Source organism: Desulfosarcina ovata subsp. ovata, assembly GCF_009689005.1.
Lineage (GTDB): Bacteria > Desulfobacterota > Desulfobacteria > Desulfobacterales > Desulfosarcinaceae > Desulfosarcina > Desulfosarcina ovata.
The window spans coordinates 3162520-3175461 of the sequence record NZ_AP021879.1 but is presented as its reverse complement, the minus strand read 5'-3'; the positions used below and the strand labels follow the sequence as shown (position 1 = coordinate 3175461).

Annotated in this window: 11 protein-coding genes; 10 read left to right on the top strand and 1 reads right to left on the bottom strand. The window is 52.0% G+C overall.

Features of this window, described 5'->3' with window-relative positions:
• Positions 1-10 precede the first annotated feature (10 nt).
• Complete coding sequence (locus GN112_RS14070; RefSeq protein WP_231717025.1) at positions 11-979, bottom strand: bile acid:sodium symporter; 969 nt, start codon at positions 977-979, stop codon at positions 11-13.
• Positions 980-1493: 514 nt separating this feature from the next.
• On the opposite strand from GN112_RS14070, the gene GN112_RS14065 reads away from it, so the two are divergent.
• The 10 genes from GN112_RS14065 (at position 1494) to GN112_RS14025 (ending at position 12939) form a co-directional block, all read left to right on the top strand.
• Positions 1494-1922, top strand: coding sequence for a DUF3842 family protein (locus GN112_RS14065; protein ID WP_155310798.1), 429 nt, complete (start codon positions 1494-1496; stop codon positions 1920-1922).
• Positions 1915-2115, top strand: a complete 201-nt coding sequence (locus GN112_RS14060; protein ID WP_155310797.1) for a CooT family nickel-binding protein — start codon at positions 1915-1917, stop codon at positions 2113-2115. Before GN112_RS14065 ends, GN112_RS14060 begins: the two co-directional genes overlap by 8 nt.
• A 285-nt stretch (positions 2116-2400) precedes the next feature.
• Positions 2401-2586, top strand: a complete 186-nt coding sequence (locus GN112_RS14055; RefSeq protein WP_155310796.1) for a helix-turn-helix domain-containing protein — start codon at positions 2401-2403, stop codon at positions 2584-2586.
• Positions 2587-2611: 25 nt separating this feature from the next.
• Positions 2612-5407 carry a type I restriction endonuclease subunit R gene (locus tag GN112_RS14050; RefSeq protein ID WP_155310795.1) on the top strand — a complete coding sequence of 932 codons (2796 nt, stop codon included), beginning with the start codon at positions 2612-2614 and terminating at the stop codon, positions 5405-5407.
• Complete coding sequence (locus GN112_RS14045; protein WP_155310794.1) at positions 5404-6846, top strand: Fic family protein; 1443 nt, start codon at positions 5404-5406, stop codon at positions 6844-6846. The genes GN112_RS14050 and GN112_RS14045 overlap by 4 nt, the downstream gene beginning before the upstream one ends.
• On the top strand, positions 6833-6985 hold the full coding sequence (locus GN112_RS34365) for a type I restriction-modification system subunit M N-terminal domain-containing protein (protein WP_231717024.1): 153 nt from the start codon (positions 6833-6835) through the stop codon (positions 6983-6985). Before GN112_RS14045 ends, GN112_RS34365 begins: the two co-directional genes overlap by 14 nt.
• 290 nt (positions 6986-7275) lie before the next feature.
• Positions 7276-8535: an HsdM family class I SAM-dependent methyltransferase gene (locus GN112_RS14040; RefSeq protein ID WP_231717023.1), complete on the top strand. Its 1260-nt coding sequence runs from the start codon at positions 7276-7278 to the stop codon at positions 8533-8535.
• Positions 8532-10094 (top strand): restriction endonuclease subunit S, encoded by a 1563-nt coding sequence (locus GN112_RS14035; RefSeq protein ID WP_155310793.1) that lies wholly within the window; start codon positions 8532-8534, stop codon positions 10092-10094. Before GN112_RS14040 ends, GN112_RS14035 begins: the two co-directional genes overlap by 4 nt.
• Entirely contained in the window at positions 10091-11857 is a 1767-nt protein-coding gene (locus GN112_RS14030; protein ID WP_155310792.1) for a restriction system-associated AAA family ATPase, read from the top strand. The genes GN112_RS14035 and GN112_RS14030 overlap by 4 nt, the downstream gene beginning before the upstream one ends.
• Positions 11857-12939 (top strand): HNH endonuclease, encoded by a 1083-nt coding sequence (locus GN112_RS14025; RefSeq protein WP_155310791.1) that lies wholly within the window; start codon positions 11857-11859, stop codon positions 12937-12939. Before GN112_RS14030 ends, GN112_RS14025 begins: the two co-directional genes overlap by 1 nt.
• Positions 12940-12942: the final 3 nt, after the last annotated feature.

The following is a 12942-nucleotide window of genomic DNA, read 5'->3' as shown; positions in this document are numbered from 1 at the left end:
GGTCAGTGACCTAAGAGCGCAGGCGGGCCACCAGATAGCTGTCCATCATCAGATGAACGATGTGGTGCAGGACGCACACCAGAAGGGCAGTCCCATAGGTCGGAAAGCAGGTGATCTGGAGCATTACCGCCAAGGGCAGGGTCTTTTGGGATCCCATGAAAATGACCGCTTCGCGCCGGCCCGGTCCGATTGCCAGCAGCCGGCAGGCCGTGGCGGCCAAGATGAGCAGGATCCCGTGAAATACCACCACCAATGGCACGATGACCAGCACCGCCCCGGCCCGGGTCATCAGCACCTGCCTGGCACCGGACAGCGACATGAACACAATCGCCAGTACCATCATCTGGTTGATCATGCCCAGGCGTTTTTTCAGCGGGATCGTAATGGTCAGGCCAAAGCGTTTTGCCCCCATACCGGCCAGAAGGGGACAAAGAACCAGCAGCAGCAGCTTGATGAAGATCGCCCGCTGATCGATGGAAAGATCCGCCGCCAGATGGCGGGGCTGCAGGAGCAGGGGCAGCACCAGGGGGATGGAGACGATGGCCACGCAATTGGAGAGGATGGTCACAAAAAGGGCGTGGGCAATGTTGCCGCCTGCCTGGCCGGTCATGACCACCCCGCTGGAGAGGGTTGTCGGCATGGCCGCCACCAGGAAGAGCCCCAACACCACACCGGTTTCCAGGGGCATCCGGGAAAGGCCGATCGCTACCAGGGGGGCCAGCAGCGCGATCAGCACCAGGGCGGCGGATGTGGCCTTGACATCCCGGATGCCCGCGCTGATCTGTTCGACTTCGATGATCAGGCCGGAGAAAAAGAAGATGACCACGATCATCACAGATGCGCCGTGATGGGCCTTGAGCATGATTCCGATTTTTGCCAGGCTGAGCGTGCCGTCGAGGAGCACAGCGGCGAAGATCAGTACCATACCGATGAGAAACCACTGTTTTTTCACCGCATAGGGAAACCATCGTTTCATCATCCGGAATTTTCTACGGGCCGCTCCCGGCTTTGTCAAGGTCCATTTTTGCGGCCCGGGTGGGCCCAGGGCAATCGCAAGCAAAATCAAAAACCGGCCGTTCCTGAACACGCACCATTCCCGAAAGTGGGAAAATGCCAAATGCCAAAGCCCAAATGTCAAATGAAAGATGAAATCGATTTTAAAATAGATAGAATACCACCATTTGGCATTTTTCATTTGGTCTTTGACATTCATGGACGCTCTAATTTTGGGAAGAAAAGCAACCCGGAAATCTACATGCGGTTACCCTGCGGGTGGGCCTGAATCTCCTTGACTTGAGCCGTGCGAATATTATAGTAACCAATGCATTCAAGGCGTACCAAGAAGGTGCGGCAGCACTAAAAAAACAATTTTTTATCAGGCCACGAAGGCATCGACAGGCGCATCGCATTGTCGGACATGTGGCCTTTTTTTTGTTCAGGGCACCCGTCGGATAGCGCGGAACCGGTATCTATTGTCAGTTGAAAAGAAGGTTATGGCGAGAAAACGCGTTTGTGTCATAGATGGACAGGGGGGCGGCATCGGATCGACCGTGATCAAATACATCAAAGCCGCCTATGGTGAACAGATCGAACTGATTGCCCTGGGGACCAATGCCATCGCTGCATCTCAGATGCTGCGGGCCGGCGCCAACAAATGCGCCTCGGGGGAAAACGCGATCTGCCACACGACGGCCAATGCCCATTGTATTGTCGGTCCGGTAACGATCACCTGGGCCAATGCCATGCTTGGCGAGGTGACCCCCAAAATGGCTGCCGCTGTTTCCAGCAGTTCGGCGTTCAAGCTGCTGTTGCCCCTTTTTCAGGAGAACGCCGAGATCATCGGGGTGATATCCGAACCCCTGCCGCATCTGGTACAGACCCTGGTGGAAAAACGATTACAGGAGGTACTCGATCATGTGTGAAGCCAACGCCTATATCCTCAAGAATGGAGAAGAGACGCTGTTGATGAAATCGGTGGACCTGGTAGAGCCCGAACCGGACGGCACCTTCCGTTTGGTGGGCATCTTCGGCGACCAGATTGTCGTCAAGGGCAGGATCAAACGCATGAATCTGGTGGATCACCGGATTTTGTTTGAGGAAGAGGAATACGCCTGATCTCTTCGTGCCCTGTTTGCCGATTGATCAGAAATGAGTTATCCGATCAAATGAACGCATCAGCAGGCCGCCCGTCACCGGCTGTTTAGCCGGTGGTGTTGCCTTTGTCTGCCATATGGCCTTGAACTGCGGAACACACTGAATAAGCTGGAAATCGTATTTCTGGCCGGCATGTGTCTATTTAAAATCTGTGCCGACATGCAATTTTCATTGCTTTTTATCTTCGCAATCCCTACCATCGTTTATCATTCCTTACCGCAATCTTACAATTCACTTAAGGAAATCATGGCGGCAACCAACGACAAATGGCTGACCATCGACGAACTGGCAGCCTATCTCAAGGTGGGGCGAACCAAGCTCTATACCATGGCCCAGAAGGGAAATATTCCAGGCAGTAAGATCGGCAGCCAGTGGCGATTTGACCGTGAAGAGATCGATGCATGGATCAAATCGGGGCGGGCTGCGAAATGATGAGTAGCCAGCGGACTCAGCGGGAATGAAAACCGAACAGCAGACGCGTCAGGAACTCATTGATATCGCATTGAAGGATGCCGGATGGAACGTGGATGATCCATCTCAGGTGATCCAGGAATATGATATCGTGGTGGATCCCGCCAAGGTCGCCGAAGCCGCCACGCCGTATGGAGGCCACCGGTTCAGCGATTACGTTCTTCTGGGAAAGGACCGCAAGCCGCTGGCCGTCGTCGAAGCCAAAAAGACCAGCAAGGACCCGGCCCTCGGCCGTGAACAGGCCAAACAGTATTGCTACAATATCCGAAAGGATAAAGGCGGTCCTCTGCCCTTCTGTTTTTACACCAATGGCCTGGAGATTCATTTCTGGGACCTGGAAAACTATCCGCCACGCAAAGTAGTCGGCTTTCCGACCTTAGACGACCTGGAACGTTTGCACTACATCCGTCAGCGCCGCAAACCGCTGGCCGACGAATTGATCAATACGGATATCGCCGGACGGGATTATCAGATCCGTGCCATTCGTGCCGTTCTCGAATCCATCGAATCAAAAAAACGCGATTTTCTGTTGGTCATGGCCACGGGCACGGGAAAAACACGCACGGCCATTGCCCTGGTGGATGTGCTCATGCGGGCGGCGCACATCGAGCGGGTTCTTTTTCTGGTCGATCGCATCGCCTTGCGTGAACAGGCACTATCGGCATTCAAGGAGCATTTGCCCAACGAACCCCGCTGGCCCAACGTCGGTGAAAAAATCATCGCCAAGGATCGGCGGATCTACGTTTCGACCTATCCGACCATGCTCAACATCATTCGGGATCCGGCAAACCGGATGTCACCCCATTTTTTCGATCTGGTCATCATCGATGAAAGTCACCGCTCCATCTACAACACCTACAGCGAGATTCTCGACTACTTTAAAGCCATCAATCTCGGCCTGACAGCCACGCCCACCGATGTCATCGACCACAACACATTCAAGCTGTTTGCCTGCGAAGACGGCCTGCCGACCTTTGCCTATACCTATGAAGAAGCAGTCGGTAGCACCCCACCCTACCTGTGCGATTTTCAGGTCATGAAGATCCAAACCAAATTTCAAAAGGAGGGGATCAGTAAGCGCACCATCAGCCTGGAGGACCAGAAAAAACTCATCCTCGAAGGCAAGGATATCGAAGAGATCAACTTCGAGGGTAGCCAGCTTGAAAAGCAGGTCGTCAACAAAGGCACCAACACGCTGATCGTCAAGGAATATATGGAAGAGTGCATCAAGGACCCCAACGGTGTCCTGCCGGGCAAAACCATTTTCTTCTGCACCTCCAAGGCCCATGCGCGCCGAATGGAAGAGATTTTCGATGCCCTCTATCCACAGTACCACGGTGAATTGGCCAAAGTGCTCGTATCGGAAGATCCTCGGGTTTACGGGAAAGGCGGTCTGCTCGACCAGTTCATGCATCTTGACATGCCGCGCATTGCCATCAGTGTGGACATGCTGGATACTGGCATCGACGTGCATGAGGTGGTCAATTTGGTGTTCGCAAAACCCGTCTATTCTTACACCAAATTCTGGCAGATGATCGGCCGCGGTACCCGTTTGCTGGAACCGTCCAAAATCAAACCCTGGTGCATCGAAAAAGATGTTTTTTTAATTCTCGACTGCTGGGATAACTTCGAATATTTCAAGCTCCAACCCAAGGGCAAGACGCTAAAGCCCCAGCTCCCGCTGCCCGTCCGGTTGGCTGGCCTGCGCATCGATAAAATCGAAAAAGCCCTGGCCCGGGAACAAGTGACGATCGCTGAAAAGGAAATTGCGATCCTGCGCGGCCAGATTCAGGATCTGCCGGCATCCTCAGTGGTCATCATCGAGGCGGCAGCGGCGCTGGATCGGATTTCCGACGAAAATTTCTGGGCACGGCTCACACCCCAAAAGATCGAGTTCTTGCTTGATCAAATCAAGCCGCTTTTTCGAACCGTCTCTCAGGTTGACTTCAAGGCCATGCGGCTTGAGAAGGATGTGCTCGATATTTCCGTAGCCCTTTTATGCGCTGAAAAAGCGAGATTCGACACTTTGAAAACCGGGCTCATCGAGCAGATCGGTGAGCTTCCGCTCTCGGTTAACATCGTCGCGAGGCAGGCGGCGCTGATTCGAAGCGCGCAGCAGGAGCATTTCTGGACGTCCTGCACGGACGCGGTCCTGGACGACCTCTCCGAACGACTGGCTCCCCTGATGAAATTCCGCGAACAACAGGGACCCGGCCAGGAAACGGTCAACCTGGATCTGACCGATGTGCTGCACAACAAAGAGATGGTTGAATTCGGCCCGCAAAACGAAGCTGTCAGCGTGACCCGATATCGCGAAATGGTCGAAGCTCTGGTGTTGTCGCTTACCCGCAGCAATCCCATCCTGCAAAAAATCATAGCCGGTGATGCGATCTCTGAAAAAGAAGCCGAGCAATTGGCCGATCAGTTGAATAAGACACATCCACATATCACCGAAAAACTATTGCGGGTGGTATACAGGAACCGCAAAGCACGCTTCATTCAGTTCATCCGCCACATTCTGGGGCTCGAAATCCTGGCCAGCTTTCCCGACACGGTAGCCCGTGCCTTCGACCAGTTTCTCACCGAGCATACCGACCTCAACAGTCGCCAGTTGGAATTCCTCAAACTGCTCAAAGACTTCATTATCGAACGGGAAAAGGTCGAAAAGCGCGACCTCATCCAATCGCCTTTTACCATTATTCATCCGGAAGGGATTCGCGGTGTGTTCAGGCCCGCTGAAATTGAAGAGATCCTCCAGCTCACGGAGCAATTGGCAGCATGAAGTACCGCAAAACCACCGACAAAGAGCTGGCCCTCATCCTTGAAGAAGGCGAAGGCTATACGCTGGAATTCAAGCAGAGCGTCAATGCCGACCTGCCCAAGGAACTTGTGGCTCTGGCCAACGCCTCGGGCGGCCGCATCCTCATCGGCGTCAACGATAACAATCAAGTTATTGGCACCGATCTGTCCAACAAAACCCTGGCCCAGATCGAGGATATGGCTGCCGCCTGCGATCCGCCCGTGGCCATTCGCGCTGAAAAACTCACCAAACACAAGTTGCTGGTCATTCACGTGCCCGAAGGCGCCAATCGGCCCCACCGCTGTACCAAGGGGTTCTATTTACGCAACGGCGCCGGCTCCCAGAAGATGAGCACCCAGGACATCACAGCCTTTATCCAGGCCGAGGGCCGGGTTCGCTTCGATCAGCAGCTCCGGCTTGACCTGGACTGGAAAAAGGTGATCGACCAAAAGCGCCTGGAGCACTTCCTGAAACTGGCCGGCATCTCCCCCAAGAAGGATATTGCCAATCTGCTGCTCAATTTAGGGGCCGGTGATGAAAAAGAGGGCCAATTCTACCTCAACCAGACCGGCGTGCTTCTCTTCGCCAAGGAACCCACCCAGCGCCTGTTCCATGTAAGTGTGGTCTGCGCGCTGTTCAAAGGCACCGGCAAGGCGTATATCCTCGACCGCAAGGAGCTTACCGGCAATCTGCTTGAAAATGTGGAAGAAGCCCTGATTTTCCTTAAAAAGCACCTTCAACTGCGCTGGGAGATCACCAGCGCTTCCATCCGCCGCCAGGAGATCCTGGAGCTTCCTGAGGTAGCTCTGCGCGAAGCCATGGTCAACGCCGTGTGCCATCGCGACTACAACGAGGCGGGCGCCCATGTCATGGTAGAAATTTTCGATGACCGGGTTGAAATCTACAACCCCGGCGGCCTGCCCAAGGGACTGCCGCCCAGGGACTTCGGGCGCCGTAGCGTGTGCCGTAACCCCAACATTGCCGCGCTGCTGTTGAGATGCGACTACATCGAAAAGATGGGTACTGGCATCGAGCGCATCCGCGCGGCCCTGGAAAAGGCCGACTGTCCGCCGGTCAAAATCCGCTTTGACAGCATGTTTACCCTGGAGTTCCCCAGGCCGACCTACGCAGGGAAATCTTCCCCGCAAGTCACCCCGCAAGTCACCCCGCAAGTCACCCCGCAAGTCACCCCGCAAGTCACCCCGCAAGTCGAACGCCTGCTGGCGGTCATTCAGGGGGAAATGACACGCGGGGAGCTTATGGAGGCACTGAGTCTAAAGGATCGCACGCACTTCAGCAAGGAATACCTGGCCCGTGCCATGGAGGCAGGGGTCATCGAAATGACCATCCCCGACAAACCCAATAGCCGCTTGCAAAAATATCGATTGACCGCAAAAGGAAAGACTGATGCTGCAAAATAACCCTGCATTGAAATCAAAAATCGACCAGCTCTGGAACAAATTCTGGGCCGGTGGCATTGCCAATCCCCTTACCGCCATCGAGCAGATCACCTATCTGCTATTTATGAAACGGTTGGACGATCTGGACCGGAAGCAATAGGCCGATGCCGACTTCACCGGTGACCCCTTCACCTCCAAGTTTGCCGGCACCTGGGTTCCGCCCGAACATCGCTTTACCTCCAACAAAAAAGATCCGGTCGAGGCGGAGAAAGAAAAAGCGGAACGGGAAAAGCCTTTTGCAATCGACCGCCAGACCCTGCGCTGGAGTGAATTCAAACGCATGGCCGCCGACGAGATGCTGCCGCATGTTCTGAGCAAGGTGTTCCCGTTTCTCAAGGATATCAACGGCAGCGGTCCCACTTTACCGAACACATGAAAAACGCGGTCTTCATGATCAGCAAGCCATCGTTGCTGGTCGAAGCGGTGAAGGCCATCGGCGATATCTATGGGGAGATCGAAAAGGATTCCCAGAACAAGGGCCAGGCATTTCAGGATATCCAGGGCGACGTGTACGAATATCTGCTCTCGGAAATTGCCACGGCCGGCAAAAACGGCCAGTTCCGCACCCCGCGCCATATCATCAAGCTCATGGCCGAACTGGTGCAGCCCCAACTGGGCCACCGGATTTGCGATCCGGCTTGCGGTACCGGCGGATTCCTGCTGGGAGCCTTTCAGTATATCGTTACCCAGTTGGCCCTAAAAAAAGGCGCCAAGAATCTCAAGGCCGACGAGGACGGATTCGTGCGCACCTCGGTCAGTGCCGGCCTCACCGAAAAGGCCAAGCACATTCTCAACGAGAGTCTGTGGGGCTATGATTTCGATAGCACCATGGTTCGCCTGGGCCTGATGAACCTGATGATGCACGGCATCGACGACCCCCATGTCGATTACAGCGATACCCTGAGCAAAGGTTTCAACGCGCCAAACCAGTACGACATTGTCATGGCAAACCCGCCCTTTACCGGCAGCATCGACAAGGGCGACATCAACGAATCCCTCAGCCTGAAAACCACCAAGACCGAACTGCTCTTTGTCGAAACCATCTACCGCCTGCTCAAGAAAGGTGGAACCGCCGCCATCATCGTGCCTCAGGGGGTGCTCTTCGGATCATCTAAAGCATTCGTGGCGGCACGCAAAATCCTGGTGGACCGCTGCGATTTGAAAGCCGTCATAACTATGCCCAACGGTGTTTTCAGACCCTATGCCGGGGTGAGCACGGCTGTCCTGCTCTTCACCAAGATTTATGACAAGGAAGACAAGGTCAGCGAGCCGGGGACTGAACATGTCTGGTTTTATGACATGAAGAGTGATGGGTACTCTCTGGACGATAAACGTAACAAACTGGACGGGTTTGGCGACTTACAAGAGATCAATAAGAAGTTCAAAGACCGCGATTCAGAAAAGGATACCGACCGCACCCGGAAATATTTTGTGGTGCCCCGGCAGGAGATCGTTAATGAGAAATATGACTTGAGCCTGAGTCGGTATAAGGAAGAAATCTTTGAAGAGATTGTATATGAAAAACCGTCGGTTATTCTGCATAAGTTGTTGATGAGTGAGGTGGGAAAGGAGTATGACGAGAAGGTGCTTGCTGATGTTAAAGGTGGAATTGTGAAGGAGTTGTTGGAGTTGAAGGGAATGATAGGATGAAAAACATTGCCCTTGGTAAAATATGCAGGGTGGTTTCCGGTGCGACTCCGAGAAGGGTAAAAAAGGAATATTGGAATGGTGACATCCCTTGGGTTACTCCAAAGGAAATCAGTTCTTTGAAAAGTGCTTTCCTTGAGGACTCGGTCGAAAAAATCACGGCAGCAGGTTATAAATCATGTTCGACTGAAATGTTGCCACCGGGATCTCTTTTGCTAAGTTCTCGAGCTCCAATAGGCTTGTTGGCAATCAATAAGATCCCAGTTTGTACCAACCAGGGATTTAAAAGCCTTGTGCCGTCAAAAGACATAAACGTGGTTTTTCTTTATTACACATTAAAAAATCGAATTGATCAATTACAGGCAAAAGGCAAAGGAGCAACGTTTAAGGAACTCTCGAAGGCTGATGTAAAAAGATTTAAAATTCCTCTTCCACCTTTAAACGACCAGATCCGTATCGCCACACTGCTCAGTCGCGTCGATGCGCTGATTGCCAAACGCAAAGAGAACCTGCGCCTGCTGGATGAATTCCTGAAAAGCACCTTTCTGGCAATGTTTGGTGATCCGGTACAAAATAGCAAAGGATGGAAAAAGAGACCGTTAAGAAAACTGTTATCTGCTATAGAAAGCGGCTGGAGTCCAAAATGCGAGAATCGACAAGCTGAAGAGGATGAGTGGGGTGTTTTAAAGTTAGGCGCTGTCACTGCATGCAATTTTCTTGAAATTGAAAACAAAGCTCTTCCACAAAGTGTCGTCCCGAAACCCGAAAAAGAAGTGAAAAATGGCGATCTTCTTTTTTCACGAAAAAACACTTACCAGTTAGTCGCTGCCTGTGCTTACATTTTTAACACAAGACCACATTTAATGATGTCAGATCTGATTTTTCGCCTTGTTGTACAGGATAAAAATATAATAAATCCTATATCCTTATGGAGGCTATTGATAAATCCAAAACAACGCGGACTTATCCAATCTTTGGCTGGCGGGGCCGCAGGATCTATGCCTAACATCTCAAAACAAAAATTAATGAGTGTATCCTTGCCCGTCCCTCCGATAGAAGCCCAAAACCAATTCGCTGAAATAGTTAAGAAAGTAGAGAATCTAAAATCCATATACTTACGAAACCTCAGAGAGTTGGAAAACCTCTACGTTGCCCTAAGCCAAAAAGCTTTCAAAGGTGAACTGGATTTAAGCCGGATTCCGTTGGAAAAAGTATTTGAACCGCAAATAGATTATGATGAAAACGAATCGGAAGCAGGGACACCTTCTTTTACTTCTTTGGAACATGAGGCGATATCCGATCCGGAGGAACGAAAAAGATTGCTGCGACAAATCTTCGAAGACTATTTCACAAGCGAACCGAAGCGGTTTTCGTCTTTTAGCGATTTCTGGTCAAGAGTCGAGTTCAATATACTGGACTATATGAATGAAGAGAGCCCACCTTTGGGTATTGAGGACTACGACCAGGTCAAAGTATGGCTGTTTGAGCATCTAAAACGTGGTGAAGTCGAACAAACCTTCAATGAACATGAAAACCAAATAAAGTTGCGCCCCAAGTCATGAAACTGCTGCGGCTACACATCGGCGAACCGTTTCGTTGCCTGCAAGCCGGGTTCGAACTCCACTTTCTGCGGGAGTGGGACCGGGATAGTGCCGATCCCTTTGCGCCCTATGTTCTGGCCGGCCCCAACGGCTGCGGCAAATCCAACATTCTGGAGGTGCTGGCCGCCATCTTCTACCAAATGGAGTGCCAATACCTCACCTATCTTCCCGATGCTTTAGCAGCGAACAACGCCGATGAGGATTCCGACGAAGCTCTTGCCGAGCCCGAGGAAGCGGAAATCCGCAGTCCCAATAGCTTTGAGTTGGAATATTTGATTTTGGTGCCGGATCGTTTGAGAACCAGTAGCAGCGAGAGTGTTGCCCATATTAAAATCAGCAAATCTCCCGGTCAAAGCGCTGAAATGTTCTGGTTGAACCACCCCGACCACGGCGAAACGAATCCACTCACCCGGCAGGATGCCCGTGATTTCCTGCCGGACTATGTTCTGGGGTATTCCTCGGGCGAGAATGAAATCCTGAGCCTGCCCTTTTTCAAGCTGCGCTTTATCCAACTGGATGAGTATCTGCACAGTTTGAAAGAAGATCTTTCATATGGTGGAAAGCCCGAAGCGCGCCACGCGTTTCTGGACAACGCCTTTAATCAGGCCATCCTGGTCAGCAACCTGATTTTTGAAACACAGGATATCTTGCAGCAGTTCAAGGACGAGGTGGGGGTCGAGGGTCTGGAGCAATTTCGCATCGTCCTGAAAAAGAGCATCGTAATCACGGCGGCCCAAGTCAATGAGTACCCTGAAGGGTTTGTCCAGGTGGATGAAGGGGCAGATGGTAGTAAAATCTATCGAATCCCGATTCTGAAAAAATTCGAACCTGCAGATGAAAGGGACAAAACCGCGCTATTAGACCGGTTGGAGCGGTGCGCCACCTGCTCCTATCTCGATGCGGAAACCGACACCCTTTACCTGGACTATCTGGTCACCGAAGCTATCCGCGGCGCCTTTGCCAACAATTTCGACTCGGCCATGGATCTCTTTCAATCCCTGCAGATGTTGCTGACCCTGAACCTGTATGAGGTCAATGATGCATTAAAGAACGAACTGTATCTTTCCGACAGCCTCTATGTAAACGAGACCGTTCCCACTCTGCCGGCGGATGAATTGGTGATTCGTTTTGAAGAACTGGTCCTGAAAAAGGCCGGTGTGACCGAACCCATCTATGCCAAATCCTTGTCCGACGGCGAGTATCAGTTCCTGCATAGCCTGGGGTTGTGCCTGTTGTACCGCAACTCCCATAGTCTTTTCCTATTGGACGAACCCGAGACCCATTTCAATCCGGACTGGCGCTCCAAGTTCATCACCCGCTTGCGAGATTGCTTTAAAACGGCAAATCCCAAAGTCCGACGCGAAGTACTCGTCACCACCCATACTCCGTTCCTGATTTCCGACAGCACTCCCGAGCAGGTGCTCGTGGTAAACAAGGAAACGTCCACTGGTATAGTCAGCGTCAATCGCCCCGACTACAACACCCTGGGTGCGTCCATCAACAAAATCACCATGAAAACCTTCGGCAAGCGTGAAACCATCGGCGGTTTTGCTCAACAGAAAATGGGCGCGCTGAAAAAGCGTTTTGAAGCGTTGAACGAGGCAGGTACCGATGCGGAAAAGAACGCCTTGATCGATGAGATCGAGCTGCAGTTGGGCGATTCCGTGGAAAAGATGCTGCTCATCAAGACTATTCTCGATAGCATGCAAGGAAGCGACGATTAATGCTGTTTGCTTATACGTATGTGCCCCATCCCATGGAAAAAATGCAGGAATTCATCGAATTCATCTTTTTTGAAGTGTGGTGCAAAGCGCCGGGTGGTCCCCCATTCTCCCTCGATTTATTCGACGCAGCGCCCGAGTTGAAGGACGTTATGGAGGCGTTTCACTACTCCGATACCAAAGGTGCGGATTTTTTCAATGGCCATATTGAACGGATCTATGGCCTGTTTGCGGACCTTTCGCCTGAGCAGGTCGGCCAACTTCAAGCATGGTTCAGAGGTAACAACGACATTGCCGGTTTGTGCCGCAACGATCCGACTGTGGCCATCGCCAGGTATGACGATCTGAATACGTTCAACCCGCCTTTGGCAAACGAATTGGCATCTTTCTTCAAAGGTCTGTACAAAAAGGATTTGCTGGAATTGGAAGTGTTGAGGAATGTCATCGGCGAGATGAATGATCACCATACGCAATTCACCACGGTCAATCGGCAGGGCAAATGTCCTTTCTGCGGCATCAATGATGTCAAAGGCGTTTATCACAGCCGCCGGGAAGCCTATGACCATTTCCTGCCCAAGGGGAAGTATCCGTTCAATTCAATCAATTTCCACAACTTGGCTCCTGCCTGCCACGAATGCAACAGCTCCTATAAACTGAACAAGGACCCTTTGTATGATGCCAAAGACCCCTTGCTGACCAAGAATGGTCGACGAAAAGCGTTTTATCCCTATCAAACAACACCACCCACCATCGATATTGAGATTGCGCTGAATACCAAAGACTGGACGAACATCACACCGGACGACGTCAACATCTCCACAGGACCTGAAATGGCCAGAGAGGAGATCGATACCTGGCTGGATGTTTATGGAATCGAAGAGCGTTACAAGGCCAAATGCTGCGGTGATAATGAGGGCAAGTACTGGATCGAGCAGGTAAAGGACGAATGGGCAAACGGTGGCAGAACGCCGGAGGAATTCCTGACCACACTGTCGCGCCAAGCCAAATCGCGGCCTTTTGCCGAAGCGAATTTTCTGAAACTTGCCTTTCTGGAAGGCTGCAATCGATCAGGGTTGTTCACCTGACAG